The organism is Kitasatospora sp. NBC_00240 (genome assembly GCF_026342405.1).
In the GTDB taxonomy this organism is placed as follows: domain Bacteria; phylum Actinomycetota; class Actinomycetes; order Streptomycetales; family Streptomycetaceae; genus Kitasatospora.
In genome coordinates this window covers 9,137,475-9,163,283 of the sequence record NZ_JAPEMU010000001.1, presented here as the reverse complement: position 1 = coordinate 9,163,283, position 25,809 = coordinate 9,137,475, and the positions used below count along the sequence as shown (strand labels likewise).

24 protein-coding genes are annotated in these 25,809 nt (G+C 72.6%); 4 read left to right on the top strand and 20 right to left on the bottom strand.

The window, feature by feature from the left end; genetic code table 11:
• Window positions 1–214 precede the first annotated feature (214 nt).
• From OG689_RS38900 to OG689_RS38875, 6 genes are all read right to left on the bottom strand, one after another.
• On the bottom strand, window positions 215–988 hold the full coding sequence (locus OG689_RS38900; protein ID WP_266326431.1) for a maleylpyruvate isomerase family mycothiol-dependent enzyme: 774 nt from the start codon (window positions 986–988) through the stop codon (window positions 215–217).
• A gap of 416 nt (window positions 989–1,404) precedes the next feature.
• Window positions 1,405–2,049, bottom strand: a complete 645-nt coding sequence (locus tag OG689_RS38895; protein ID WP_266326429.1) for a helix-turn-helix domain-containing protein — start codon at window positions 2,047–2,049, stop codon at window positions 1,405–1,407.
• Complete coding sequence (locus tag OG689_RS38890) at window positions 2,046–2,414, bottom strand: AAA family ATPase (RefSeq protein WP_323189365.1); 369 nt, start codon at window positions 2,412–2,414, stop codon at window positions 2,046–2,048. Before OG689_RS38890 ends, OG689_RS38895 begins: the two co-directional genes overlap by 4 nt.
• 108 nt (window positions 2,415–2,522) lie before the next feature.
• The gene (locus tag OG689_RS38885) at window positions 2,523–5,066 is read right to left on the bottom strand and encodes a hypothetical protein (RefSeq protein ID WP_266326427.1); all 2,544 of its coding nucleotides are present in this window, start codon (window positions 5,064–5,066) and stop codon (window positions 2,523–2,525) included.
• Window positions 5,067–5,360: 294 nt separating this feature from the next.
• The gene (locus OG689_RS38880) at window positions 5,361–6,098 is read right to left on the bottom strand and encodes a hypothetical protein (RefSeq protein ID WP_266326425.1); all 738 of its coding nucleotides are present in this window, start codon (window positions 6,096–6,098) and stop codon (window positions 5,361–5,363) included.
• Window positions 6,076–7,302 carry a hypothetical protein gene (locus OG689_RS38875; RefSeq protein WP_266326423.1) on the bottom strand — a complete coding sequence of 409 codons (1,227 nt, stop codon included), beginning with the start codon at window positions 7,300–7,302 and terminating at the stop codon, window positions 6,076–6,078. Before OG689_RS38875 ends, OG689_RS38880 begins: the two co-directional genes overlap by 23 nt.
• 788 nt (window positions 7,303–8,090) lie before the next feature.
• Between OG689_RS38875 and OG689_RS38870 the strand changes: the two genes are divergently transcribed.
• Window positions 8,091–8,228 (top strand): hypothetical protein, encoded by a 138-nt coding sequence (locus tag OG689_RS38870; protein ID WP_266326421.1) that lies wholly within the window; start codon window positions 8,091–8,093, stop codon window positions 8,226–8,228.
• Window positions 8,225–8,479, top strand: a complete 255-nt coding sequence (locus OG689_RS38865; RefSeq protein WP_266326419.1) for a hypothetical protein — start codon at window positions 8,225–8,227, stop codon at window positions 8,477–8,479. The genes OG689_RS38870 and OG689_RS38865 overlap by 4 nt, the downstream gene beginning before the upstream one ends.
• Window positions 8,480–8,604: 125 nt before the next feature.
• On the opposite strand, the gene OG689_RS38860 is transcribed toward OG689_RS38865, so the two are convergent.
• From OG689_RS38860 to OG689_RS38850, 3 genes are all read right to left on the bottom strand, one after another.
• Window positions 8,605–9,009 carry a hypothetical protein gene (locus OG689_RS38860; protein ID WP_266326418.1) on the bottom strand — a complete coding sequence of 135 codons (405 nt, stop codon included), beginning with the start codon at window positions 9,007–9,009 and terminating at the stop codon, window positions 8,605–8,607.
• A gap of 184 nt (window positions 9,010–9,193) precedes the next feature.
• Window positions 9,194–9,865, bottom strand: a complete 672-nt coding sequence (locus tag OG689_RS38855; protein ID WP_266326417.1) for a MarR family transcriptional regulator — start codon at window positions 9,863–9,865, stop codon at window positions 9,194–9,196.
• Between the two features lie 84 nt (window positions 9,866–9,949).
• On the bottom strand, window positions 9,950–10,111 hold the full coding sequence (locus OG689_RS38850; RefSeq protein WP_266326415.1) for a hypothetical protein: 162 nt from the start codon (window positions 10,109–10,111) through the stop codon (window positions 9,950–9,952).
• Window positions 10,112–10,539: 428 nt separating this feature from the next.
• Between OG689_RS38850 and OG689_RS38845 the strand changes: the two genes are divergently transcribed.
• Complete coding sequence (locus OG689_RS38845) at window positions 10,540–11,235, top strand: DUF1062 domain-containing protein (protein WP_266326413.1); 696 nt, start codon at window positions 10,540–10,542, stop codon at window positions 11,233–11,235.
• Window positions 11,236–11,425: 190 nt separating this feature from the next.
• Here the strand turns inward: OG689_RS38845 and OG689_RS38840 are convergent, their stop codons facing one another.
• From OG689_RS38840 to OG689_RS38825, 4 genes are all read right to left on the bottom strand, one after another.
• On the bottom strand, window positions 11,426–12,277 hold the full coding sequence (locus OG689_RS38840; RefSeq protein WP_266326411.1) for a class I SAM-dependent methyltransferase: 852 nt from the start codon (window positions 12,275–12,277) through the stop codon (window positions 11,426–11,428).
• Window positions 12,278–12,531: 254 nt separating this feature from the next.
• Window positions 12,532–13,977 carry a glyceraldehyde-3-phosphate dehydrogenase gene (locus tag OG689_RS38835; RefSeq protein ID WP_266326408.1) on the bottom strand — a complete coding sequence of 482 codons (1,446 nt, stop codon included), beginning with the start codon at window positions 13,975–13,977 and terminating at the stop codon, window positions 12,532–12,534.
• A 217-nt stretch (window positions 13,978–14,194) separates the two neighbouring features.
• Entirely contained in the window at window positions 14,195–15,382 is a 1,188-nt protein-coding gene (locus OG689_RS38830; RefSeq protein ID WP_266326406.1) for an agmatine deiminase family protein, read from the bottom strand.
• A gap of 213 nt (window positions 15,383–15,595) precedes the next feature.
• Window positions 15,596–16,843 (bottom strand): agmatine deiminase family protein, encoded by a 1,248-nt coding sequence (locus tag OG689_RS38825; protein WP_266326404.1) that lies wholly within the window; start codon window positions 16,841–16,843, stop codon window positions 15,596–15,598.
• A gap of 320 nt (window positions 16,844–17,163) precedes the next feature.
• Here OG689_RS38825 and OG689_RS38820 point away from each other — a divergent pair, with 320 nt between their 5' ends.
• Window positions 17,164–17,823, top strand: a complete 660-nt coding sequence (locus OG689_RS38820; protein WP_266326402.1) for a TetR/AcrR family transcriptional regulator — start codon at window positions 17,164–17,166, stop codon at window positions 17,821–17,823.
• Between the two features lie 45 nt (window positions 17,824–17,868).
• Here OG689_RS38820 and OG689_RS38815 read toward each other — a convergent pair whose 3' ends face one another.
• The 7 genes from OG689_RS38815 to OG689_RS38785 all read right to left on the bottom strand — a co-directional run bounded on the left by OG689_RS38815 (window position 17,869) and on the right by OG689_RS38785 (window position 25,747).
• Window positions 17,869–19,059, bottom strand: a complete 1,191-nt coding sequence (locus OG689_RS38815; RefSeq protein ID WP_266326400.1) for an agmatine deiminase family protein — start codon at window positions 19,057–19,059, stop codon at window positions 17,869–17,871.
• Between the two features lie 230 nt (window positions 19,060–19,289).
• Entirely contained in the window at window positions 19,290–20,087 is a 798-nt protein-coding gene (locus tag OG689_RS38810; protein WP_266326398.1) for an ABC transporter ATP-binding protein, read from the bottom strand.
• Window positions 20,088–20,187: 100 nt separating this feature from the next.
• Window positions 20,188–21,165, bottom strand: a complete 978-nt coding sequence (locus OG689_RS38805) for an ABC transporter ATP-binding protein (protein WP_266326396.1) — start codon at window positions 21,163–21,165, stop codon at window positions 20,188–20,190.
• Entirely contained in the window at window positions 21,162–22,016 is an 855-nt protein-coding gene (locus OG689_RS38800; protein ID WP_266326394.1) for an ABC transporter permease, read from the bottom strand. Before OG689_RS38800 ends, OG689_RS38805 begins: the two co-directional genes overlap by 4 nt.
• Window positions 22,013–22,972, bottom strand: a complete 960-nt coding sequence (locus OG689_RS38795; protein WP_266326392.1) for an ABC transporter permease — start codon at window positions 22,970–22,972, stop codon at window positions 22,013–22,015. The genes OG689_RS38800 and OG689_RS38795 overlap by 4 nt, the downstream gene beginning before the upstream one ends.
• On the bottom strand, window positions 22,969–24,627 hold the full coding sequence (locus OG689_RS38790) for an ABC transporter substrate-binding protein (protein ID WP_266326390.1): 1,659 nt from the start codon (window positions 24,625–24,627) through the stop codon (window positions 22,969–22,971). The genes OG689_RS38795 and OG689_RS38790 overlap by 4 nt, the downstream gene beginning before the upstream one ends.
• 109 nt (window positions 24,628–24,736) lie before the next feature.
• Entirely contained in the window at window positions 24,737–25,747 is a 1,011-nt protein-coding gene (locus OG689_RS38785) for an agmatine deiminase family protein (protein ID WP_266326388.1), read from the bottom strand.
• Window positions 25,748–25,809 lie beyond the last annotated feature (62 nt).

Genomic DNA, 25,809 nt, shown 5'->3' with positions numbered 1-25,809 from the left:
AGCGATCCGCACCCGCCGCGCACTGTCCCCGGTCGAGCGCGAGCCGCCCGCAGGTGCGCCTTTCGCCCTTGCACAGCACCTTGAACGGCACCTTGAACAGCACTTTGAACAGCAGGCCCGCGGCCTGCCCGCAGCCGCGCGATCCTCAACCCCGGGCCCGGTGGCGCCCGCAGGAGCGCGCACACCACCGACAGACGCGTCCCAAGCCCGCGTTCTACGCGTTCGGGTCCCAGTCTGCGAGCTGCTCCATCGGCTCGGTGTCGCCGGTGGTCTCCAGGCCGTCGAGCGGGACGCGGTCGTAGAAGTAGAGGACCAGTTCGCTCGCTGCGCCTCGCATCACCATGTCACCCGGCTCCGCGTCGGCGGCGAGGTCGTCGCAGCGGACGCCGTCGGCGTCGAGGGTCAGGCGCCAGGAGCGGCCCTCGGTCGCGTGCAGGTCGATGGTGGCCGGCTTGAACGGCCAGGCGACGGACGTCGCCGAGACGGTCGTCAGGAATTCGTCGACGCCCTCGACCGCGACGTCCGTCGGCAGCGGCTCTGCGGCCCCCTGGGTGAGCTGGGCGTCGTAGGTGTGGACGGCGATCTCCTGGATCTGGTGCCGGGCCACGGCTCCGCTGGTCTCCGGGGCCTGCGAGCGGCCCCACCAGGTCCAGCAACCGCGGTCCGGGCCGGCCTCGCGCAGCGCGTCGAGCATGAGCTCGGTCGACTCGGCGAGCCAGGCGTCCAGGGCTTCGCGGTCGCGGGGCGCGGTCGGGGCGCCCTTCGGGTCCGTCCTCGCCGGGGGCTCAGCGTCGGGGCCCGCCGCGACGATCGCGGCCTGGCGGCGGCGGCCGTCACCGAGGTGCTGCACCATTTCGCGCAGCGTCCAGTCAGGGCAGGTCGGGACCTGGACGTCAAGGTCGGGGGCGGACGCGATCGCGGCGCGGAACGCGGCCGAGCGGTCTTCGATCAGCCGCAGGACCTCGGGGAACTCCACAATGTTTTGCACATCGGTTGTGTATCACGGCGCTCCGGCCGCCTGGTAGCGAATTTGTCCGACGAACGCGTCGACGGCCGGGCGGAGCGCCGGCGCCGGCGGAGTGGAACGAGAGTTGGTGCCCTGCGCAAGCCGGTGCCGGCCATGATGCCGGGCATGCCGGAGCGCCGGACCCACCGACTACGTCCGCAACGGGCTGACCACGCCGTCCGCCGCGTTCGACACCGGTGATCCGCAGGAGAGCCCTTCTGGTCCCCTCGGGCGTACACCGGAAGGCAGGTGGCGCTCGCCGACGCCCTGCGTGGCCGACTCCGGCCGGACGGGGCCGGCGGCGACCTCCCCGCGGCGGGGCCCGGCTCGTCCACCCCGTGCAGCCGGGCGTCAGGCCCGGCCGTAGAGGCCCTGAGGCGGCCCGGCGACCACCCGGGCTACGTCGCGGGCCTGTGCCGGGGGTGAACCTCGTCCACCGCGATGCTCGGAGGCCGGCCCGGCCGCGGCTCGTCCACCAGGCCGTCCAGCCGCTCGGCGAGGAACCGGCGACGCCACTTGCGGACGGTGTCCGCGGTGATCCCCAACTCCCTTGCGACAGCCACGATCGACGGCACGTCCAGGCCGTCGCAGGCCAACACGATCCGAGCCCGCAGAGCCAACGCCTGGGCAGACGTCGCCCTGTCGTGGACTGTGCTCACGCTGGTCACCTTCGGGATGTGCGGGACGACGGGTTGTCCGTCGTGCTGGGGGGCGAAGCCCTCCTTCGGGAAGTCCTTGCTGTTCTTGAGCTTGTCGTACATGGTCTGGACGGCCAGCGCGCCGACGTCCTTGCCGTTGATGAACAGCGCGGCCTTCATGCCCGACGGCTTGCTGCCGCTCCAGTCCTTGCAGGCGAGGTAGGCGCCCAGGCCGACGCCGATCACGTTGTCGGCGCTGATGCCGGCGTTCTCCATCGCGGTGACGCCGCCCTGGACGTTCTCGTCGTTGCAGCCCCAGATGATCCAGTGCTTCACGCCGGCGTTGGCGGTGATCGTCGCGGCGATCTTGTCCTGAGCGCCGGTCGGAGTGTTGTACGGGCTCACGCCGCGACCGACGGCGTCGTCCAGCGCTGGTTGATGCCTCCGTTGCACGTCCCGTAGTAGGGGGCGTTGTCCATGGCGTAGCCGAGGCTGGGCGGGCAGTCGACGATGACGAAATCGAACTCCTTCTCCTGTTCGGTGAGGGCCTTTTCGAGGGCGGTCTCCTTGACGCGGACCTCGCGTGAGGTGACGAGTTTCGCGTCGAGCAGGAATCCGTCGGTGCAGGCCGGCAGGAGGTGCAGTCGGTCGCCGAAGCTGTCGCCGTCGACCTGCATCAGGAGTTCGCGGAGGTCGACCTGCCGTTCCCCGACCATGTGCTTGCGCTTGGAGCAGTCCTCGCGGAAGTTCTTGTCAAGGATCGACGGCACGTAGGTGGAGAAGGGGTCGGTGCGTGCGGTGTCGATCGTCTGCAGGTGGACGGGCCGGCCGGGCCCGAGAACGCGGTGGGCCCGGCCGGGAAAAGCACTCCGAGCGGGTCAGTCCCGGCCGGGCACCGCCAGGATGCACAGCAGCGAGCAGGCCACCGCGGAGGACGGCGCGCTCGTGGTCGGTGCGGTACCGGCCGGGGAGTTCGCGGCGACGAAACTCACCGACGCGGTGTTCTTCATCGGCAGGGCCAGCAGGAAGGAGTCGCAGTAGATCTGCCGGCTGCTCCCGGACGCCAGCGTGAAGGTGCCGGCGGCGCTGCGGCAGGACGGGGTGACGGCGTCGTTGACGCTCACCGCCACCGCGTCCACCGGGCCGGCGTTGGTGACGGTGATCCGCCAGTGGGCCGTCCCGAGCAGGCCCAGCAGCCCGACGGGGCTGGTCTTGGCCCACGGGCCCGGGCCTCCGGGGCCGCAGTCGTGCGGGTGGTCGGAGCCGCAGATCTCCTTGTTGACGGTCACCTGGGGCCGGCATTCCGGTCCGGGCGCGACGGGCACGGCGACGGTGTTGGAGGTGAGGGCGCCGGTGGCGTCCGTGCCGGTCGCGGTGTTGGAGATCCTGGTGGTCGCGCAGTCGGCGGCGATGGTGGTCCGGAAGCAGATCTGCGGTGCGTCGCCCTGGTACTCGACCACCAGGGTGGGGCGGTTGTCGGGGGTGAAGTCGTCGGCGGCGGTGAGCACCAGCTGGGCCGTGACGGTGATGGCGGGGTGCGCGGTGACGGAGACAGCCGACAGGTCCGCCGTCCCGGTCGGGCTGAGTGCCGGCGTGGCGACGGTACTGCCGTCGGGGTCGGTGACGAGGACCCGGGAGGCCGCCAGGTCGACGTGGGAGAGGTCGATGCCCGTCAACCGGGCCAGCGTGTAGCCCTGCACGTGGCCGGCGGCACCGTCGCAGTAGAAGTCGGCGGGCTTGAGCGTGACGGTGGCGCCGCTGTGCACGCAGGGCGTGGCCCCGCTCGCGGGGTCGAGGGAGAACAGGACGCCGGCGTCGCCGAGGCCGATCAAGCAGCGGGTGGTGGCGTCGTAGCTGTAGCCGTAGTCGCGGGTGTTCCCGCCGTTGACCCCGGGGTGCAGGGCGGGTGTGGGGAATCCGGTGCAGGGCGCGGCGTGCGTCCAGTCGTGGCAGACGGTCGCGCCGGGCACGCCGCCGCCCCACACGGGGAAGTAGCTGCGGGTCGCGCCGTCGGCGGTGACCGTCTCGGGGTTGAAGGTCAGCACGCCGCCGCCCAGCGCCGCCAGGGTGGCCGGGGCCGTGAACGCGGTGCCGTCCGGTCGGTAGCAGGTGGTCCGCAGGTTGGTCCCGCCGACGGTGGTGGTGCAGACGCCGTCAGGCTGTCCGGCGGTGTCGTACGAGGTGTACGCGTTGTAGGTGTAGTACCCGGCGTCGGGCCCTGCCGGCAGCGGGGTGCTCCAGCCGGTGCAGGCGGCCAGGGTCGCGGTGTCGAAGCAGCCCAGGGTCGGCGGGCCCGCGGTGGTGGAGCCGCCGCTCTGCGGGGACGAGGACGCGAAGACCTTGCTCCCGATGGTGGTCAGGGCGCCGAGGTAGAGGGCGCCGGGCGTGCTGGGCAGGTCGTGGTTGGGGGTGACGACCGGCGCGTACGGCTGCCCGGCGCAGGGGGTGCGGGTGGCGACGGCGAGGCAGATGACCTGACCGGTGTTGGCCACTCCGTAGAGGTTGCCGCCGACGGTGACGAGCCCGGCCAGGCTGTTCGCGGTGCTGGGCGCGGCCGCGGTGCTCGCCAGCGCGAAGAACCCGCAGTTGGCGCGGAGCCCCAGGTCGAGGCACCCGACGCCGACGGCGGCGGCGGTGACGGCGGGGTAGTAGACCACGCCCGGCCGTCCGGGATCCAGCACGTACTGCGGGGTGAGCGGGCTGCCGATGTCACCGGTGTTGCCGGCTCCGAGCGGGCCGGCGGTGGTGTTCAGCGGGCGGGGCCACGGGCCGCCGGTGCAGGGCTGCCCGGACGAGAGGCTGCTGCAGACGACCTGGCGGGCGGTCGGCCCGGCGTGGTGGTAGATGTTCCACGACTCGACCTCGCCGGACGCCGTCCGGTACAGGATGGGGGTGAACCCGTCACCGCCGGTGGACTGCGCGGTGGGGCGGACGGGTGCGAGCAACGGCGCGGAAAGGTCGGTGCCGCCGGGCCGCGCGACCGGGTTCTCGGCCCGGACGGCCTTGGTGGCCGGGCCCGGGTCGACGGCGTTGAAGGACGTGCCGTCGGTGGACCAGGACGGGGACCAGCCGGGCGGGACGTGCAGCGATCCGGGCAGGTAGGTCTGGCCGCCGCCGGCGGCGACGACCGGATCGGTGAGCACCGCAGGCGCGGCGGCGCCGCCGGTGGCGGCGTTGTCGTACTGGACGACCCAGTTGACGGTGTCCCCATGGTCGGCCGGGTTCGCGCCGGGGTGGGTGACGTTCTGGACGCTCTTCACCAGCGTGGACGTCCCGCTCGGGGCGGTCGTGGTGTCCGTGGTGGCGGCGACGGCTCCCGGGGCCAGGTTTCCCAGGCCCGAGAGCAGAGTGGCGGTCAGCGCGGCGGCCGTGACGGCGCGCAGCAGGCGGGTCGGAACGGGCGGACGGAGGCTTTGCAGCACAGGTTCTCCACCTCAAGGCGACTGGCGGGCTGACAGAAGTGCAGCCCGCGCCGCTGACCACAGTAGGGAGACCTGGAGTCAGCAATCAGTCGGTTTTGCATATGTGCCGACTGATGCCTGAATCTGACAACAGCGCCGCCACTTGAAGCCGTTCTGTGTACGCCCCGGTTCTACAGGTGCTCATCGGTCGACCGCCGGTCCACACGGCAGGGCACGATCCTGGCGTCCGGCAGCGCTTCGGGCGCGCCCGGTTGTCCAGCTGGCGGTCGGGCCATGGAAGTCGAGCCACGGCGGTCAGGCCGGCCGCCCTCCCGTCCAGACCGTAGGCTGCCGTGCGCGGTCACCGCGGCTACCGCGATCGGCCTGGCGGCTGTGGCCGACGTCTCCCGCGGCGGCCGGCGGCGAATGCGGCGGTGGCGGCGGTCGCTGCGCGGGCGGCGGCTCGGGCAGCAGACGCAGCCCGTGCCGCAGGTGCACCGCGCCGGGCAGGTTGACCTGGCCCTGGCGCTGGGCCAGCAGGATTCGGTGGGCCGCGAGCCGGCCGGTCACCAGGCAGCGTCCGGACCGCACCGCCGTCAGCCGCGCGTCCCGCACCACGACCACCAGGCCCTCCAGGTCGAACACGAGCCGCAGGTCCAGGTCGACCGTTCCCACCCGGGTTCCGTCCACGAGGACATCGACCTGCGGCTGGTGGCTGGAGGTGATGCGGTGGGTCGCCAGGGCAACGACCTCCTCACTGCCCGGGACCTCGCGGGTGCGCCGGGCGGCCTCCCTGAGGGCGGCATGCCGGCGCCAGCCTCCGGCCGCCAGGTCCACCACGTCCAGGGCGAGGAACCCCTCGACCACCGAGGCCACCTCCCGCTCGACGATCCGGGCCACCGGAGCCGTGAGGCCGTGCACACCGCCGGCCAGCTCCCGTACCGCCTCCTGCTCGTGCAGGGCCTGGGTGAGCGCATCGGCAGCGATGTCGGGCCCGTCACCGAACAGGAACTCCCTGACGGTGCCGGGGTCATGGAGGATCGCCGTGTTCATGTCCCGCCTCCTCGATGCTCTGGGTACCGGGATCAGCGTGCGGTTCGAGTCGCACGGCGCGGGTCGGCCGGCCCTCGCCCTCGGGCTCGGAGAGCCGGACCTCGGCGGCGCCGACCGGCCGGAGCACGGCGCTGACCTGCGCGTGGGCGGCATTCGCGGGCCGGTGCCCGTGCCCCTGCCCCTGCCCCTGCCCCTGCCCCTGCGCATGACCGTGCCCCTGCCCGTGCCCGTACGCGTAGGCGGCCCGGGGCGCTCGGCCGCGGTGCAGCAGGAAGACCGCGGCGGCCGCCAGCAGAACGGCTCCGCCGACCGCCGGTCCGACCACCGTCGCGACGGGTGTGCCGCCGGAGTCCGTGGTGCCCCCGTGCCCGCTGCCGTTGCCGTTGCTGTTGCCGTTCCCGTTGCTGTTCCCGTTGCCGTTGCCGTTGCCGTTGCCGGAGACCGTGCCGGGGTTCGTTCCGCCGCCGCCCGACCCGGCGGGCTCGACGGTGAAGGAGTAGCTGTCCGTCACGCCGCTGTCGTCCGAACAGGCGGCCCGGAGCACGCGCCCACCGGCGGAGGAATCCGACGGCACCACGATCACCTCGTTGAACCCGGCCTCATCGTCGACCGGCGTACGGGCGAACACTCGCCCGCCCGTCCAGGACAGCTCCACGTCCGTGCCCGGCCCGCCCGGGCACCGGAACCCGGTGCCGGTGGCCTGGACCTGCGCGCCCGGCCGCCCCCGATCCGGGTCCAGCCGCAGCACCGGTGTCCCGGCCGAGCCGGTGCGCCCGGCATCGACCGTGAACCCGGCGCTGACCACGAGTGGCGCGGTCTGCGGACTTTCAGACACTTCGCCCACGGCGGTCCTCGGCGGAGGAACCCGGGCCAGGCACTGCGCGCGAACCTCGTGCCGCCCGGCGACGGCGTCCGCCGGAACGGTGAAAGGTACGGCAAAACCATCCCTGTTGCGGACCTGCGCGTCGTCGATCGCAGAGTCGTCGGAGTCGAAGCTGAGCGTCACCACGGTGACGCAGGCCCCGAAGCCGTCACCGTTGACGACGGCTCCGACGCCGGCCGGGCCGTGGCCGGGAGTGACCGAGAGGGCAGCATCCGCCCGGGCCAGGTTCGGGGCCATCAGGACGGCGGAGGCCAGGCAGACCGCGATGCCGATGAGCAGCGCGGCCAGACGTCGGCCGACCGGCCAGGTCCCCGCGGACATGACCGTTGGTCACCCCGCAGCCGCCGGGGCACCCCTGGGCAGCCGGACCGGGCCCGCTCCGCGGGATGCCCCGGGCACGTCGTCACATCCGCGTGACGGATCTTCGGTCAGGGGGTGAAGGTATTCGCACATGACGCACCGTCCTTCAACGGGTCGGCTCCATTCTCCTCTCCGGTCGGGCACCGGTACAGCCCGGGCCGCCTTCTCCTTCCAGGCTCACCCGTGTGCAACTCGGGCGGGACATTCGCCGTCCTGGGCAGTTCCGCCCCTCCCGAGCTGCCGCTGGTGGAGCGTCATCCGCGCTCACCCGCAATGGCAGCCGGCGGCTTGCGGCGCCGTCGTCGCGCAGCCCGGGACGGCACCCGTCCTCGCGCGCCGGATCAGCGGCTGCGGGGTATTTCCACCCACCCCGGTGGTGGTCCTTTCCGCCCCTTGAATGCGGCACCCGGGAGGAAATCGAGCACCCGGCCGGGCGGGCCACGCGCTCGGCATGTCGGAACGACGGAGGAGCCGTTCACCGCGGACCGTCGTCCCCGAAACCGAATCGGTGGCGGGTCGGACGGCGCTCCCCCGTGATCACCACCACCCACCACCGTGCGAGGACGAATCAGCCACCGGCGGGGCAGCCCCGCCACGCACCGTAGCCCCGGTGGAGGTGCTCGGCCCCCGCGGCCCCGGCCGACCCCGCCCCGGTCGCCGACTTCGGTCCGGCCCCGCGCCCGCTGCCGCCGCGTACGGAGTGCCGCGAGCTCCGACGCCGTGGGGCGGGCCTCGGTATGGTGGTCACCATGTCCACCAAGGTCGAGCTGCAGGAGCGGTCCACGGCGGCGGCCCGCGCGGCCGCGGCGGCCGGCCCGGGTGTCGGCAGGTTCCGGACGCCGCCAGCGCCGCCGGACAAGATGCCGGACGAGGTGCCGGGACGGTGAGCCGGCGACCGTACGAGGCTCGGTTCGCCCGGGAGGTCGGTCTCGCCGTGCGCGAGCTGGCCCCGGACGACGGCAAGGATCTGCAGGCCGCCGTGGAGCAGGCGTCGAGGGATCCGTGGTCGTGGCCGCAGGCCGACCGGTACGACCTGGACGACACGGTGCGGGTCATCACCACCCGGACGGCGATCGCGCACTACGCGATCCTGCCGGAGCCGCCGCACCTCTGGGTGTTCGCCGTCACCGTGCTCTGACCGGGTGTCGCCGCCGGCGCGGCGGCCGGGTGCCCCCCGTCTCCGTGCTTTCCCTGCCGGGTGGTGGCGCGGTGCCGCGGACGTACGGCCGGGTGCCGACCCTGAGGCAGGCGGCAGGGGTCAGGTCACCCCTCGGACGGGGCGTCGTCGCGGGTCGGACCGGCGGCGGCCATCACCGCCTGCCAGGGGGCGGAGTCGAAGATCAGCGTGATCGCGGTGATCCGGCCGTCGCGGAGCCGGAAGTGCTCGGCCGTACGCTGGGTGATCCCGAGGGCCGGGACGGTGTGGACGTCGTACACCAGCACGGCCTCGGCCTCGCCGTACAGCTCGCTGATCAGGTCGACGCGGGTGACGACTCCCAGCAGCCCGTCCAGGCCGTCGAGGTGGCCGGTCGGGCTCTCGGAGGTGATGAACGGGCTGCGGAAGTGAAAGCCGTCGCCGATCTGGACGGCGGCCGTCGCGACGTCCCCGCGGAACCGCGCTTCGTGGTACGTCCGGACGGTGTCCCGGGTGGGCGAGTCGGTGGTCATGCGGTCCTCCGGGTCGGTGTGCCGGCCGCCTGCCGCTCGTCCGTCGGACTGTTCGGCCTGTCGATCGGGCAGCCTGTCGGTCTGTCGGTCGTTCAGGAATGCGGCCGGGAATGCGGCCAGGGATACGGCCAGGGATACGGCTGGGAATGCGGCCGGGTATCCGGTGGCCCACGAACCGGGCCGCTCAGGGGCTCGGCGCCGCCTGGTCGGGCCGGTTCGTGTTCAAGTACGCCTCGATCCGCTGCTGGTTCTCGACCAGACGGAGGCAGAGGTGCCGGAACTGGGCAAGGTCGGCTTCGGAGAAGCCCTGGAACACGGCGGACATCGCACGCTGCGTCGGCAGCCGGAACGCCGCCAGCCACTCGTGGCCCACCACGGTGATCCGGACCCGGACCGAACGGCGGTCGTGCCGGTCCTGGACGCGCTGCGCCAGGCCGTCCCGCTCCAGGGTGTCGACCAGGCCGGTCACGTTGCGGGAGCTCACCCCCGCCGCACGCGCCAACTCACCGATGCTCAGCCCCTCCTCCCCGGTCGCACTCAGCCGCGCGAGGACGTCGAGCGCCCCGGCACTGAGCCCGCGTCCGCCGGCCCCGTGCGAACGCAGCCGGTCGATCGCCTGCGAAGCCGACCGCACCGCCGCGGCCGCCTCCAGCGCACCGGTGTCGTCACCCGCCGCGAACACCCGCATGGACGCCCGGACACCAAGGTCGTAGAGCTGACCGTCAGGGTCGTGGGCCAGGCCCTCAGAATTATGTACGTCCTTCATAATGAAGCCACACTCTACCGCGACCGGGACTGCGGTGCCACCACCCTCGATGCCGGACATCACTGTCGACAAACGGATCTGACGAGTCATTTGCTACGCACTCCGGCGCCGACACGACGCGGCCGCGAGGATGCGCGCCGCCGCCGACGCCCCGACGGCTGTGCCCGGCGCCGATCAATCGGCGTGCTCTGCGCGATGACGCTGGAAGAGAGCCAGGGCGGCGATGGAAGGGGCGTCCTTGAACCGGCCCTCGGCGATGAGTTGCCAGACCTCCGTGCTGCTGGTGGCCACCAGTTCATGCTGCGGCAGTGATTCGTGAGCCTTCTTCATAGCCATGCGTGAACGCTAGCGGAGCATCCGGGTCAGCTGCATGACGGACCATCACGCGAGAAGTGGCGGCAAAATCACTCCCGAGCAGCGGAACTGACGGTTGGACGGATACCCACCCTCGGCGGGACGCAGCCCCCGGGACGAGCGTCGGGACGGTTCTCCCCTGCGATGTCCGATCGCCGGGGCGCTGCCAGGGCTCGCCGACGAGCCACGGAAAATGGGTTGCCGGCGGCCGTCGCCTCGATCATGATCATCGGCATGGACCTGTAACGACTGCCACGTAGCAACAGCCGACCTGTCGCGCGCGATCGACCTCGGAGCCTGACCGCTCAGCCCCGAGGCGATGACTCGCGCCCTCGTGTGCATCCGTCAGATCCAGGAGCCGCGGCCTCGCCTGCGAGTGCTCCTGCTGAGTCCTGAAAGCAACCACATCCATGCATATCGACCGCAAGGCCCGGTGGGCCGTGCGTCAGTCCGCCCTGCCCACCGTCGTACGACCCTGCCCGGACTGCTCCGGCACGCGTCACCGCCCCTCGGGCAAGATCCGTGTCAATGCGAACGGCAAGCTCCTCGACGTCTGGCTTCTCCTGAGCTGCGCGACGTGCGACCGGACCTCCAAGGTGCCCGTCCACGAGCGCGTCCACGTGTCGTCGCTGGCGCCCGCACGCCGGGAGGCGTACGAGGCCAATGACCCGTCCGTGGTGCGGGAGCTGACGATGAGTGCGTCGCTGGCCGCGAAGAACGGCTACCACCTCGACTGGACCGATACCTGGGAGTTGGAGACCCGCACGCCCCTCTACGCACTCGACGACCCGACACCGCTCAAGGTGCTGGTCGGCTTCGAGCTGCCCGGGCCGGTCCGTGTCGAACGGCTGCTCGTGCTCGGGTTCGGTCTCAGCCGCTCCCGGATACGGCGCATGGTCGCGGACGGACGCATCCAGCTGCCGTTGGCTCTGAACGCCAGGACGCGCCAGGACTTCGAACTCACCGTCCACGGCCCCGGTTCCGTCGACAGTGCGAAACACTCGAAGCTCCTCGACACTCCGACGGGGGTGAGCACCGACCTGAGTCGCATCGGGTCGCACGTCAGGCCGCGGCAACTGCCGCGCTCCGCAGCCTCAGGAGCGTAGGCGAGGAAGAGCCGGGCCTCCTGGACACCTCGTCGGCGTCGTCAGCCTTCGAGCTGCCGGGAGGCCCTGCTCCGCACGACACCCGCCGCACCCGCCGCACCCGTCGCCGTCGCCGTCGCCCGGGGGTGAGTCCGCCTCGTCCGCCACCCCACAGGATCGGAACGGCAGCGGTCCACCCGGGACGGGGCACTCACCGCTCGGCGGCGGGGTCCGTCCCCCAGATGTGGACCTCGGTGCTCGGCCGGCGCTCGGAGAACAGCCCGGACGCGGAGGACTCCCGCAGCAGCCGGCGCAGGTCGGCCTCGAAGTCGTCCCGGCCTCCTCCGAACAGGTGCGGGGTCGAGGAGGACATCGAGAACGCCCAGGCGACCACGTCGTCGGCGGTGCGCTCCAGGGCCTGCTCCCCCGGCACCACGAGCCGCCGCGGGCCGGAGAATCCCGCTCGGGCGAGCACCTCGGCCTCGCCGCCGACCGTCCCGTCCGGCAGCAGACCCCGGCCGGCCCGCCGGACCGGTCCGAGGTACTGCCGGACGATCCCGTCGATCGCGGCGTAGGGAACCGCCGGGTGCGGAAGTCCCTCGACGGATCGGATCTCCGACTTCAGGTCCGAGATGTGCACCAGCGCGCCGCCGGGCCGCAGCATGGCTTTGACCGTCCTCGCCACCAGGGCCTGGTCCATCCAGTGGAAGGACTGGGCGAAGGTCGCGGCGGTGAACGTGCCGAGGCCCGCCGGCAGGTCCTCGGCCCGGGCCTGTACCCAGGTGGTCCGGCTGGACGCCCCCGCTGCCGCGGCCGCGCGCCGGGCCTCGGTGATCATCCCGCGGTCCGGGTCCACCCCGACGGTCGCGTCGAACAGGTGCGCAAGCCCCAGGGCGACGGTGCCCGGTCCGCAACCCACGTCGAGCAGGCGCCCCCGTCCGTCGAGCGTCAGCGCCTCGGCGAGCACGTCCGCCAGTCCGGGCGCGTAGGGCAGTCGCCCGCGCCCGTAGTAGGCGGCCGCACCCGCGAACAGCGTGTCGTCCCACACCCGGTCAGCCGCCATACCCGCCCACCGCAATCCGTCGGAGTCCCGCACCCGGCGGGTCCGATGATTCCACGGGGTCGCGCCGCCGCGGCGCCCGCGGGCGGGCGGAGGCGGGCGGAGGCCCGGCGGCGGAGCGGCACCCCGGGAGCGGAGCGGCGTCCGGTGGTGGGGCGGCGGCCGGTGGTGGGGCGGCGTCCGGCCGCCGGCCGGGCCGGTTGCCGTCCGACCGCCGCCCCACCCACCGGACGTACCGGTCGGGCGCGTCCGACGGATCAGACCGCCGGCACCGGGTAGGTCGGGTACTCCACCCCGGAGACGTGCTGAACGACCCGGATGACCTGGCAGGAGTAGCCGAACTCGTTGTCGTACCACAGGTAGAGGATCGCGTTGTCGCCCTCGACCTTGGTGGCGCCGGCATCGACGATCGACGCGTGGCGCGAGCCGATGAAGTCGCTGGAGACCGCGTCGGGCGCGCTGATGAAGTCGATCTGGCGCTTGAGCGGCGAGGTCAGCGACACGTTGCGGAGGTAGTCGAGCACCTCCGCGCGGTTGGTCTCGCGGGCGAGCTGCAGGTTGAGGATCGCGATCGAGACGTCGGGCACCGGGACGCGGATCGAGCTGCCGGTGATGGTCGCCTCGAGGTCGGGCAGCGCCTTCGCGACGGCGGAGGCGGCGCCGGTCTCGGTGATGACCATGTTGAGCGCCGCCGAGCGGCCGCGCCGGTCCGACCCGTGGTAGTTGTCCAGCAGGTTCTGGTCGTTGGTGTACGAGTGGACGGTCTCCACGTGGCCGCGCAGCACGCCGTACTCGTCCGCCATCGCCTTCAGCGGCGGGACGATCGCGTTGGTGGTGCAGGACGCGCAGGACAGGATCTGCTCGTCCGGCTTGATGGTGTCGTGGTTGACACCGTGGACGATGTTCGGGACGTCGCCCTTGCCCGGCGCGGTCAGCACGACCTTGGCGATGCCGGGGCGGAGGTGCTTCGACAGGCCCTCGCGGTCACGCCACCGGCCGGTGTTGTCGATCAGGATGGCGTCGTTGATGCCGTACGCCGTGTAGTCCACCGACGTCGGGTCGTCGGAGTAGATCACCTTGATCTCGTGACCGTTGGCGATGATCTTGTCGTTCGCCTCGTCGACGGTGATGGTGCCGTGGAACTGGCCGTGGATGGAGTCCCGGCGCAGCAGCGACGCGCGCTTCACCAGGTCCTCGCCACCGCTGTTGCGCACCACGACGGCGCGCAGCCGCAGGCCGTTGCCGGAGCCGGCCTTCTCGATGAGCAGGCGGGCGAGGAGGCGGCCGATCCGGCCGAAGCCGTACAGGACGACGTCGCGCGACTCGCGGCGCTCCAGCTTGTTGGCGCCGGTGGCGCCGACGACGGCCCCGGCGGTGAACTCCGCCACCGAGAGGCCCCGGTCGTCGGTCTTGTACATCGCGGCGAGCATGCCGACGTCGATCTGGGAGGGGCCGAGGTCGAGGGCGGTGAGCGCCTGCAGGAAGGGCATCGTCTCGGTGACCGAGAGTTCCTCGCCGGCTATCTGGCGGGCGAAGCGGTGGGTCTTGAGGATGCTCACCACCGACCTGTTCACCAGAGAACGGCTGTGCAGGAGGACGGTGACGTCCCGCTCCCGGTGCAGCCGGCCGATGATCGGAATCATCGACTCCGCGATCTCCTCGCGGTTCTTCCAGTCCGTGAACACGTCTTCATTGACAGTCACAAGTTCATCTTTCGGGTTAGGCAACGTTCACATGGTACCTTTCGGCCAATTTCGACGAGTACGGGGACCCTCCTGATCAGCACGTTCCCGCCGGGGCGGCGCCCGGACCGCCCGCGACGTCCCGCCGGGCGACCGGCGGGACGGCCGGCGGGACGGCCGGCCGCCGGTGACCGGCGGGCGGGTCGGATCCGACCGGCCCGCCGGTCGCGCGGGGGCGCTACGGCACGGGCTGCTGCTGGGTCACGCAGTGGATCCCGCCGCCGCCGGCGCCGAGGCTGTCGATGTTGAGCTGCTCGACGACCCGGCCGGGGAAGACCCTGGCGAGTGTCGCGCGGGCCGCCGCGTCGGCCCGGGTGTCGCCGAACTGGGCGGAGATGACGGCGCCGTTGCAGAGGTAGTAGTTGGCGTAGGAGCCGACGAAGTTCGGGTCGGCCGAGCGGATGAGGTTGTAGTCGGGGCCCTGGATCCGGGACAGCGACATGCGATTGCCCTGGGGGTCGGTGGCGGTGGACAGGGCCTGGTACTGCTGGCGCTGGTCGTTGGACCAGACGTCGGTGTCCGACGCCAGGGGCGCCTGGACCAGCGCGGTGGCGTCGGCGAGGAACCTGGAGGTGGCGTCGACGTGGTCCCCGGTGATGTCCTGGCCGGTGACCCCGGGGAACCAGATGACCTTGGTGGCGCCGAACGCGGCGCACATCGCGGCCTCGATCTGGGCCTGGGTCTTGCTGCCGTTGCGCCGGGAGTCGACCAGGCTGCTCCGGGTGGCCATCAGCAGGCCGTCGCCGTCGGTCTCGACCGCGCCGCCCTCGCCGACGAATCCGGCGGCGGTGAACGGTACTCCGGCGTAGGCCGCGACCTTGGCCGCGACCAGGGCGTCCTTGGCATGGGTCTGCCGGTTGCCCCAGCCGTTGAAGTTGAGGCCGACGGCGTCCAGGCCGCCGGCGCCGTCGGTGCGGAACACCGGGCCCGAGTCCCGCATCCAGCAGTCGTCGACGGGGATGGTGCCGATGACGGTGACGGCGGATCCGCAGGCGGACCGCGCCTGCGAGACGCTGGCGGAGTTCGCGCACATGATGACCGGTTCGTACTTCGCGACGGTCTTGGCGATCAGCGCGATGTTCGCCTGGACGCCGGCCAGTTGGCGGCCCCAGATGGCCGAGCTGTCGGGCCAGGCCATCCAGGTCCGGGTGTGCCGAACGGTGTCGATCGGGACGGCGTAGGCCGCCGCCGCGGCGCCCGCGGGTCGCGGGGCACCGCCGGCCGCGTGGGCGGTGGCGCCGCCGAGCGCGGTGGCGCCGGCGGCGCCGGCCAGGGTGAGCCCGGCGGCGGCGAGGAAGTTCCTCCTGCCGAGGGCGTGCGTGGGTGTGCTGCCGGATGAGACGTGCTGGGGGTGGTGCTCGTTCATGTCTGGCCTCCCGTCACCCGTCGGGCGGACCTGTCCGTCCGACTGGGGAGGACCGTATTATTGACCGAGCGCTCGGTCAATAATACGGACGGAACTGCCCTGCCGGACGGTCAGGAATCCACCCCCGATCGCCACCGCGCCGCACCGATCCGCAGGGCACCGACGGCCGGAGGGACCGCCGGCCCGCTCCGCCTCCGGCGACCTGCGGACGGCCTACGGGACGGGCTGCGGCTGGGTGACGCAGTGGATCCCGCCGCCGCCGGCGCCGACCGAGTCGATGTTCAGCTGCTCGATCACCCGACCCGGGAAGAGGCTCTGCAGGGTGACCTTGGCGGCCGCGTCGGCCTTGCTGTCACCGAACTGGGCGGAGATGACGGCGCCGTTGCAGACGTAGTAGTTGGCGTAGGAGCCGACGAAGTTCGCGCTGGTCGACCGGATCACGTTGTAGTCCGGACCGCCGATCTTCGTCACCTGGACCGCGCCCCCCGTCGCGTCCGAGGCGGCGGACAGGACGTTGTACTGGTTGATCTCGTCGTTGTACCAGCCGTCGTGGGTGTCCTTGGCGTTCGGCTGCTGGACCAGACCCTTGCCGACCTCGATGAAGCGGCTGGTCGCGTCGACGTGGTCGCGGGTGATGTCGCCGGAGTCGATGTAGCCGTCGAACCAGATCACCTTGGTGGCGCCGTACGCGGCGAACATCGCGGCCTCGGCCTGGGCCTGCGTCATGGCGCCGTTGCGGGCCGGGTCCAGGATGCTGCTGCGGGTGGCCATCAGGGTGCCCGCACCGTCGGCCTCGATGGCCCCGCCCTCGGCCACGAATCCCGGGGCGGCGGTGAAGGGGACCCCGGCGTAGGCCGCTACGAGCTTGGCGACCTGGGCGTCCTTGGCGTGGGTCTGCTTGTTGCCCCAGCCGTCGAAGTTCAGGCCGACGGCGTCCAGGCCGCCGGTGCCGTTGGTGCGGAACACCGGGCCCGAGTCGCGCATCCAGCAGTCGTCCACCGGGATGGTGCTGATGACCGTCACATTGGCGGCGGAGCAGGCCTTCTTCGCGGCCGCGGCGCTGGCCGGGTTGGCGCACATGACGACCGGCTCGTACTTCGCGATGGTGTTGGCGATCAGCGCGATGTTGGCCTGGATGCCGGCCAGCGAGGTGCCGCCGCGACGGCCGCCGTTCCAGATCGCCGTGCTGTCGGGCCAGGCCATCCAGGTCCGGGTGTGCCGGACGGTGTCGATCGGGACGCGGTAGGTCCCGGTGCCGCCCGTGGCGGTGGGGGTCGGGGTGGGCGAGGGGGTGCCGCACCCGGGGGTGTCGGCGGCCTGCGCGACCTGGGAGGTGCCGCTGTTGGCCGCCCACACGACGCCGACGGCGGTGAGCCCGGCCGCCGCCAGCACCCGGCGCCTGCCCAGCACCGGCGCCTGCGGTCTGCCGGGCTGCTCCTCCGTGGTGATCTGCTCGTTCATCTCTCGGCCTCCATGTCTGCCACCGGCGGGTCGTCCGCCGATGGATCGGAAAGCTATAACTGACCAAGCGCTCGGTCAATACTTTCTCCGAGGCCTTTCCCCATGCCGGGCCGGGCGGCCCCCAACCGCATCGGCCCAGCTCAGGCCGGGGCGGCCGGCCCCCGATCACCGGCCGCCCGACGGACCGGCCGCCGGCGAAGGCCCGTCCGTACACCCCCGTCGCACGGGGGCGGGGCCACAGCCGCGCGCCCCGGCCGAATTCCCGGCGCAATCCACCGAGCGAGATCCACCACCGACGGCCGACTCGTTACAGTTCGCGGGTGGCTACACGATCCAGCGACACCCCGTCCCGGCCCGTCCCGGCAGAGCGGCCGACCGGCCGGACCCGCGCCTCCGCGAAGGGCGAGCAGACCCGGGCCCGCCTGATCGCGGCGGCCCGGACCCTGCTGGCGGGCGACGACAGCATCCCGTTCACCACCCGCAACGTCGCCGCCGCCGGCGGGGTGACACACGGCATGTGCCACTACCACTTCCAGGACCGGACCGATCTGATCCTGGCCGTGGTCGAGGACATCCGGCCGGAGTGGATCACCCCGCTGGAGGAGGCGGTCGGCGCTCCCGGCCCGTTCGCCGAACGGGCCGAGCGCGTGGTCGGCCTGCTCACCCAGCCGGAGGGCGCCGACCTGTCCCGCCTGCACTCGGCGCTGCACTGGTTCGCGCTCAACGACGACCGGGTCCGGGCGAGCCTGGCGGGCGAGTACCGCCGCTGGCGCTCCTGCTTCGTCACCCTCTACCAGGTGCTGGCGGACGAGCGCGGCGACGGACCGGACCCCCGCACCCTCGGTGAGGCGGCGGCCGCCGCCGTCGACGGCCTGGCCGCGATCCGGTCTCTGGACGAGGAGGCCGACGCCGAGGTCGACGCGGAGGCCGTGGTGCGCGCGGTCGTCCTCGGGCTGGCCTCGGCGGGCGCCGGGCGCTGACCCCGCGGCACGGCCCCGCCGGAACGCCGTCGTCGAAGACCTCGGTCAGGACGCGGCGGACGGCAAAGCGGCGGCCTGCGGCTGCTGCTGGGTGGAGCAGTGGATCCCGCCGCCGCCCGCGGCGATGGCGTTGATGTCGACCTGGACGACCTGGCGGTCCGGGTGGAGCTCCGCCAGGACGGCGGCGGCCCGGGCGTCCGCGTCGCGGTCGCCGAACCGGGGCATGATCACCCCGCCGTTGACGACGTAGTAGTTGAGGTAGGTGGCGAGGAAGTCGTCCCCGCCGCCGTCGATCTTCGAGAAGTCCGGTTCGGTGAGCTCGACGACCCGCAGGCTTCTGCCCCTGGCGTCGGTGGCGCTCTTCAGCACCTGCAGGGCCTGGTCGGAGGCGGTCGACCAGATGTCCGGCGGCGCGTCCGGGCCGGGCCGGTGGAGCACCACGACACCCGGTTCGGCGAACCGCGCCAGGGCGTCGACGTGGCAGTCGGTGATGTCCTTGCCGGCGACCCCCTGGAACCAGATCACCCGCTGCACCCCGAGCATCTCCTCCAGGGCCGCCTGGATCTGGTCGCGGGTCCGGCCGGGGTTGCGGTTCGGGTTGACCAGCGAGCTCTCGGTGGCCATCAGGGTGCCCTCGCCGTCGACCTCGACGGCGCCGCCCTCCGCGGTGATCGGTGCCTGGATCCGGCGGATCCCGTAGTGGTCGAGCAGGGCGGCGGCGACCCGGCTGTCGTTGTCGTGGGTCTGCTTGCCGCCCCAGCCGTTGAAGTTGAAGTCCACCCCGGCCAGGCCGGGCGGACCGGTGACGAAGGTGGGCCCGGTGTCCCGGGCCCAGAGGTCGTCCACCTGGAGGTCGAGGACCTCGACACTGTCGCCGCACAGCTGCCTGGCCTCCGCGCTCTGGTCCGGGCGGGCCATCAGGACCACCGGCTCGAACCCGGCGACGGCCCGGGCCACGCCCGCGATGTCGCGGCGGACGGCGGCAAGCTGGTCGCCCCAGACCTCCTCCAGAGCCGGCCAGGCCATGAACGTACGCGTGTGCGGCTGCCATTCGGCGGGCATGGCGAGCGAGGCGGCCCCGCCGGGAGCGGGGCTCGCCCCGCCGCCCGTGCTCGCCGTCGCCCCGGCCGGCGGGCCGGCCGAGGGGTCGGAGCCGCAGCCGTCCAGCAGGGCGACGGCGGCCAGGACCGCGCCGGAGCGCAGCAGCGTCCGGCGGGACAGGGCGGGGCTTCTCATGGGTTCCCCTGATGCCGGGAAGATCATCCGAAATCGGGTGATATCCGATGATAGCGAAGCGGATCACCCGGTGGGCGGCCCGTGCGCCACCGTTCGGGCGACCCGGCCGGGGGCCGACCCGCCGGTTCGAAGGGTCCGCCGGGGCGGATCGGGTCGGAGCAGATCGGGGATCGGGTCCGGGCCGCCGCCGTGGGGGCGCCGACCGCCCGGACCCGGGTTCGGTGGCCGCGCTACAGCGCGCGGCGCGCCTCGGCGATGCCCCGCGGATCCCAACCCGGCCTGGGCACGGAGTCCAGCAGGAGCCGGGTGTAGGGGTGCTGGGGCCTGGCCAGCACCTCCGGGGTCGGGCCGGACTCGACGATCTTCCCCCGGCGCATCACGATGACCTCGTCGGTGACGCACCGCACCACCCCGAGGTCGTGGGTGATGAACAGGTAACCGATGCCGGTCTCGTCCCTGATGTCGGCCAGCAGGTTGAGGATCTGCGCCTGGACGGAGACGTCCAGCGCGGCCACCGCCTCGTCCAGGACCAGCACGGCCGGCTCGACCGCCAGGGCCCGGGCGATCGCGACGCGCTGGCGCTGCCCGCCGGACAGCTGCCGGGGCAGCGCGGCGGCCTCCCGGGTACCGAGGCCGACCTGGTCCAGCAGCTCGGCGATCCGCCGGTCGTGGTCGCCGTCCGGGAAGTGCAGCCGGAGCGTCTCCCGCAGCACCGCTCCGACGGGTGTGCGGGGGTCCAGCGAGAGGAACGGGTCCTGGAAGACCATCTGCACCTCGCGGGCCCTGGCCAGCCGGTGCGCCCGGCCGCGCCGGTGCTCGGTCCGGTCCCGCCGGTGCACCAGGACCCGGCCGGAGTCCGCGCTCTCCAGGCCGACGACGATCCGAGCGGTGGTCGTCTTGCCCGAACCGGACTCGCCGACGATGCCCAGCGAGCCGCCCTCGGCGAGGGTGAACGAGACGTTGTCCACCGCCTGGACGCTCCCGTAGGCCCGGTGCAGGCCCAGCACCTCCAGAACGGTCTTCCTCATCGACGGCTCCCCCTTCGGGCTGGTCGCGCCGGCCGTCCCCGGACCGGTCGCCGGGCGCGGCCGCCCGCCCCCCGCCCCGCCGACGGCTTCCATGGGTGCCTTACGCATCGGCGCTCACCGCCCCCGTCCGGTCGCTGTGGTGGCAGGCCACCCGGCGGGCCGGCTCGCCGGCGATCGGCAGCAGCGCCGGTGCCTGCTGGCTGCAGAGGAAGGTCGCCGTCGGACACCGGGAGGCGAACGGGCAGCCCACCAGCTCCTCCTGGAGGCTCGGCGGCCGGCCCTCGATGGCGGCCAGCCGGCCCGCGGGGGCCTCCAGCCGTGGCGTCGAGTTGAGCAGCGCGGCCGTGTACGGGTGGCGCGGGCGGTCGAACAGGGCCTCGGCCGGGCCGGTCTCGGCGATCCGTCCGGCGTACATGACGTAGACCCGGTCGCTGATGGCGGCGGCGAGCCCGAGGTCGTGGGTGACGAAGAGCAGGCCGGTGCCGAAGCGGGCCTTGAGGTCCCCGAGCAGGGCGACGACCTCGGCCTGGGTGGTGACGTCCAGGGCCGTGGTGGGCTCGTCCGCCAGGATCAGGGCCGGGTCGCCCATCAGGGCGGCGGCGATCATGACGCGTTGCAGCATGCCGCCGGACAGCTCGCCCGGGTACTGCCGCAGGGCGGCGGCGGTGAGGCCGACGGCCTCCAGCATCTCCGCGGCCCGCGCGGTGGCCGTGGCCGGGGCGGTGCCGGCGTTGAGGCGCACGCTCTCGGTGAGGAAGTCCCCGATCCGGCGGAGCGGGTTGATGGCGGCGCGCGGGTCCTGGAAGATCATGGCCGCGCTGTTGGTCCGCAGGCGGCGGAGCTCGTCGGGGGCCATGGTCAGGACGTCCTCGCCGTCGACCCGGACGGTGCCCTCGGTGCGGGCGCCGGCCGGGAGCAGCCCGAGGACGCTGCGCGAGGTGAGGCTCTTGCCGGAGCCGGACTCGCCGACCAGGGCGACCGTCTCGCGGGCCTCGACGGTGAGGTCGACGCCGGCGAGGACGGGTCTCGCGGTGTTCGGCAGGCTCAGGCGGTAGGCCTGGATGTCGAGGGTGGTCATCGGTCCCTCCTGGCGACCTGGTCGGCCCAGCGCTCGCCGACGACGTTGAAGGCGACCACGGTCAGCACGATGGCGGCGCAGGGCAGGATCGCCGACAGGGGGTAGCCGTGCTGGATGGCGGACTGGCCGTCGAAGACCATCCGGCCCCAGTCGGGTGTCAGCGCGGGCACGCCGAGTCCGAGGAAGGAGAGGCCGGCGAGGTCGATGAGGGCGTAGCCGAAGTTGACGGTGGACTGGGCGAGCACGACGGGGGCGATGCCCGGGACGACGTGCCGCAGGCAGATCTGCAGGCCGGAATGGCCCTGCACCTGGTAGGCCTCCACGTACGGGCGGCGGCGCTCGGCGAGCACCAGGGAGCGGGTGAGGCGGCTGACGTAGGGCAGGTAGGCGATGGCCAGGGCGATCACCGGGGCGAGCAGGCCCTCGCCGTAGACCGAGACGATCAGGATCGCCAGCAGCATGCCCGGGAACGCGAAGACCAGCTCGGTACTGCGGGACAGGACGGAGTCCAGCCAGCCGCCCCGCCAGGCGGCCGCGACGCCGACGGCGACGCCGGCCACGGTGGAGAAGGCGACCACGCCGAGTGGTCCGAGCAGCGAGGTGCGGGCTCCGATCAGCAGGCGGGACAGGGTGTCGCGGCCGGAGGCGTCGACCCCGAGCAGGTGGTCCGCCGACGGCCCGGCGAGGGCGTTGCCCAGGTCGACGGCGTTGGGGTCGTACGGCGCCAGCCAGGGGGCGAGCAGCGCGGCCAGCACCACCAGGGCGACGAAGCCCAGGCAGAGCCGGTGCAGCGGTGCGCGGGTGGTACGGATCCGGGCCAGGCCGGGCCGGCGCAGCAGGGTCGTGGTCATGCGGCGGACCTCCTCGGCCCGAGGGTGACCCTGGGGTCGACCAGCGGGTGCAGCAGGTCGACGACCAGGTTCACCGTCATGAACAGCCCGACCATGATCAGGGAGATGGCCTGCACCGTGGGGAAGTCCTTGGTGGTGGTGGACAGTTCGAGGAGCTGGCCGATGCCGCCGACGCTGAACGCGGACTCCACCAGGACGGTGCAGACCAGCAGGGTGGAGACGATCAGGCCACCGGTGGTGAGGACGGTGCCGAGCGCGTTGCGGAACACGTGCCGGCTGATCACCCGATGGTCGGAGACCCCGCGGCTGCGGGCCACGGTGACGTGCTCCTGGCCCAGCACCTCCAGCATCGCGGCGCGGGTGACCCGGGCGAGCATGCCGATCAGGTAGAGCGCCAGCGCGACGGCGGGCAGGGTCAGGTGCCAGATCATCTGGCCGAGGCCGTCCCCGGTGCCGCCGGTGGGGAACCAGCCGAGCTTCACCGCGAACAGGCCCTGCAGCAGGACCGCCGCGACGAAGGACGGCGTGCCGAGCGCGAACGTGGTGCTCACCAGGATGGTGGAGTCGGCGGCGCCGCCGCGCACCGCGCCGATCCAGCCCAGCAGCAGGCCGAGCGTGACGACCAGCACGAGGGCCATCGCGACCAGCAGCAGCGTGCTGGGCAGCCGGTCGGCGAGCAGCCGGGACACATCGGTGCGGTAGGTGATCGAGCGGCCGAAGTCGCCGTGCAGGATCTGGCCGGTCCAGCGCAGGTACTGCAGGACGAACGGGTCGTCCAGGTGGTACTGGGCGTTGATCGCCTTCAGCGCCTCCGGCGAGGCCGAGCGGCCGGAGAGCAGGAAGCTCGCCGGGTTGCCCGGCGCCAGGTACATCGCGCCGAAGATCACGAACGAGGCGCCGAACAGCGTGGCGGCCATCTCGGCCAGCCGGCGTGCGGCGAATCTCAGGAAGCTCACCGGGCCGCTCCCACGTCGGCCGCCCACGGGTAGTACATGTACGAGATGGTGGTGGGCGCGCCGGTGATCCGCTTGTTCATGAACACCGCGGTGGGCCACTCGGCGACCGGTATCCACAGCAGCTCGTCGGAGGCGATCTTCTGCAGCTGCGCCTCGATCGCGAACCGCTCGGCGGGGTCGGCGGTGGTGGTGGCCTTCTTGACCAGGTCGTCGTAGGCGGGGTCGCTGAAGCCCGCGTAGTTCTGGAAGGCGCCGGTCTTGAAGTTGGCCAGCAGGTCCAGCGGGTCGGTGATCGAGTCGTAGTACGTCTCGGGGAACATGTCGATGCCTTCGCGGGCCTCGGCCGAGGTGAACAGCGAGGTGAAGGCGTTCGGCGCGATGGTCTTCAGCTGGACGTCCAGGCCGATGCCGGTGCCGGCCGCCTGCACGGCGGTGGCCAGCAGTGAGACGTCCTGGCCGATCGGGCTGGTGGCGACCGTGACGGTCTTGCCGGCCGCGCCCGCCTCCTTGATCAGCGCCTTGGCCCGGGCGAGGTCGGGGGTGGTGGGGGTGAGGCCCTCGAAGGCGTCCTTCCTGGTCGCCTCGGGCGCGGCCGCCCAGGCGGCGCGGGTGGTGAGCGAGCCGGTGACGGTGCCCGCGCCGCCGAGACCGGCCTTGACGAAGCCGGATCGGTCGAGCGCGAGGGACAGCGCCTTGCGGACCCGGGCGTCGCCGAGCACGCCGCTCATGTTGGTGACGTTGACGTTGACGGTGCTGAGGCCTTCGCCGAAGTAGAGCGAGCCGGCGCCGCTGCTCCGCAGCCGCTCGTAGCTCTCGGTGGGGATCAGGTAACCGCCGTCGGCCTCACCGGTGATCATCGCGTTGACCCGGGCCGAGGGGTCGGTGAGGAAGCGGAACTCGGCCTTGGCCGCCTTCGCCTTGGTACCCCAGTAGCTGTCGAAGCGGCGCAGTTCCAGGGACTGGCCCTTGTTCCACGCGCCGAGCTCGAACGGGCCGGTGCAGTCCAGGCTGCCGGTGGTGCCGTAGTCCTTGCCCGCGGCCTGGACGCCGGCCTTGGCCGCCACCACGCCGGCGGCGGTCGCCATGTACTGGTTGAACTGCGAGTCCGGCTGGATCAGCTTCACGGTGACCTGGAGCGGGCCGGTCCTGATGACGGTGCTGACGTTCTGGAACTGCTGGGCCCAGGCGGCGGCGTTGTCGGGGTTCAGCTGCCGGCCGAGGCTGTAGACCACGTCGTCGGCGGTCAGCACGCTGCCGTCGTGGAAGTGCACGCCCGGACGCAGGTCGTAGACCCAGGTGGTGGGGTCGGGGTTGGACGCCTTCTCGGCGAGGCCCGGGGCCAGCGTGAGCTGGGGGGTCCACCGCATCAGGCTCTCGCAGACGTTGGAGAGGATGGTGTTCTGCGGGTAGTCGAACGCGGCGATCCAGTCGAGCGTGGGGGGCTCGGCGTACAGCGCCCAGCTGAAGGAGTCGATGTCGCCCTTGGCGGCGGGCGTGTCCTGGGAGAGCTGGTAGGACGAGCCGCCGCCGGTGTCGCCGCTCTTCGGCGGACCGGCGCAGGCCGCGACCAGGGCGAGGGCCGCGAGGGCGGCGAGGGGCAGGGCCGGCCGGCGGTGGGACGAACGGGATCTGGACCCGTCCTGGGGGTCTGCCATCGGTGTTCTCTCTTCCGTGCTCACGGGGGTGGCGAGGAGATCTGTCAGCGGACTGCGGAGCTGTGGGGGCGCCGCCGCGGTGTCCCGGGTCGGGCCGCGGGCGCACCGGTCACACGGTGCGCCGGGCCGCCGGCACCTGCTGAGTGATGCAGTGGACGCCGCCGCCGCCGTAGGCGATCACGCGGGAGCGGACACCCACGACCTTGCGGCCGGGCAGGGCGGCGGCGAGCACGGCCAGCGCGCCCTCGTCCTCGGGGATGTCCGCCACCGGGACGACGACTCCACCGTTGGCGATGTAGAAGTTGAGGTAGCCTACCTCGGTCTCCTTGCCGTTGACCTGGACGAATGCGCTCTGCGGCAGGTCGATGACCTCCAGCTTGCGGCCCTGGGCGTCGACGGCGGCCTCCAGCACGGCCCGGTTGGCACGCATCCGCTCGAAGTCGGGGTGCGCCGGGTCGGCGGGCAGCTGGACCACGACCTTGCCCGGGGCGACGAAGGCGCAGACGCCGTCCACGTGGCCGTCCGTCTCGGTGTCCAGCAGGCCGCCGTACGGCAGCCAGATCACCGTGCTGACCCCGAGCTTGGCGATCAGTTCGGCCTCGATCTCGGCCTTGCTCATGCCGGGGTTGCGGTTCGGGTTGAGCAGGCACTGCTCGGTGGTGATCAGGGTGCCCTCGCCGTCGACGGTGATCGCGCCGCCTTCGAGGATCATCCGGGAGTCGATCCGCTCGACGCCGAGGCGGTCCAGCAGCGCGGCGGCGATCTTGTCGTCGGTGTCGTAGGGGTGGTGCTTCTCACCCCAGGCGTTGAAGCGGAAGTCGACGCCGGCGCGCTCACCCTCCAGGCCGAGGACGAAGATCGGGCCGGAGTCGCGGAACCAGGAGTCGTCCAGCGGCAGCTCGACGACCTCGACCTGGTCGCCGCACAGGGCGCGGGCCTCCTCGCCCTGCCCCGGGCGGGCGACCATGGTCACCGGCTCGAACTCGGCGATCGCCCGGGCGACCTGCGCGTACTCGCGCTTGACCTCCTCGAAGGTGTCGCCCCACAGCTCGACCCGGGTGGGCCAGGCCATCAGGCAGCCGTCGTGCTCGGTCCACTCGGCCGGCATGCGAAAGGTCATGGTTCTCTCCTGGGTGAAAGTTCAGTCAGTGTGGAGGGGCGGAGCCGGCCCGGGCTCCGGAG

Coding starts and splice junctions, on each gene's coding strand:
- OG689_RS38880 (WP_266326425.1), bottom strand. CDS start 6,098: ATGAACACGGCGATCCTCCATGACCCCGGCACCGTCAGGGAGTTCCTG.
- OG689_RS38875 (WP_266326423.1), bottom strand. CDS start 7,302: ATGTCCGCGGGGACCTGGCCGGTCGGCCGACGTCTGGCCGCGCTGCTC.
- OG689_RS38870 (WP_266326421.1), top strand. CDS start 8,091: ATGTCCACCAAGGTCGAGCTGCAGGAGCGGTCCACGGCGGCGGCCCGC.
- OG689_RS38860 (WP_266326418.1), bottom strand. CDS start 9,009: ATGACCACCGACTCGCCCACCCGGGACACCGTCCGGACGTACCACGAA.
- OG689_RS38855 (WP_266326417.1), bottom strand. CDS start 9,865: ATGACTCGTCAGATCCGTTTGTCGACAGTGATGTCCGGCATCGAGGGT.
- OG689_RS38850 (WP_266326415.1), bottom strand. CDS start 10,111: ATGGCTATGAAGAAGGCTCACGAATCACTGCCGCAGCATGAACTGGTG.
- OG689_RS38845 (WP_266326413.1), top strand. CDS start 10,540: ATGCATATCGACCGCAAGGCCCGGTGGGCCGTGCGTCAGTCCGCCCTG.
- OG689_RS38840 (WP_266326411.1), bottom strand. CDS start 12,277: ATGGCGGCTGACCGGGTGTGGGACGACACGCTGTTCGCGGGTGCGGCC.
- OG689_RS38830 (WP_266326406.1), bottom strand. CDS start 15,382: ATGAACGAGCACCACCCCCAGCACGTCTCATCCGGCAGCACACCCACG.
- OG689_RS38825 (WP_266326404.1), bottom strand. CDS start 16,843: ATGAACGAGCAGATCACCACGGAGGAGCAGCCCGGCAGACCGCAGGCG.
- OG689_RS38815 (WP_266326400.1), bottom strand. CDS start 19,059: ATGAGAAGCCCCGCCCTGTCCCGCCGGACGCTGCTGCGCTCCGGCGCG.
- OG689_RS38810 (WP_266326398.1), bottom strand. CDS start 20,087: ATGAGGAAGACCGTTCTGGAGGTGCTGGGCCTGCACCGGGCCTACGGG.
- OG689_RS38805 (WP_266326396.1), bottom strand. CDS start 21,165: ATGACCACCCTCGACATCCAGGCCTACCGCCTGAGCCTGCCGAACACC.
- OG689_RS38800 (WP_266326394.1), bottom strand. CDS start 22,016: ATGACCACGACCCTGCTGCGCCGGCCCGGCCTGGCCCGGATCCGTACC.
- OG689_RS38790 (WP_266326390.1), bottom strand. CDS start 24,627: ATGGCAGACCCCCAGGACGGGTCCAGATCCCGTTCGTCCCACCGCCGG.
- OG689_RS38785 (WP_266326388.1), bottom strand. CDS start 25,747: ATGACCTTTCGCATGCCGGCCGAGTGGACCGAGCACGACGGCTGCCTG.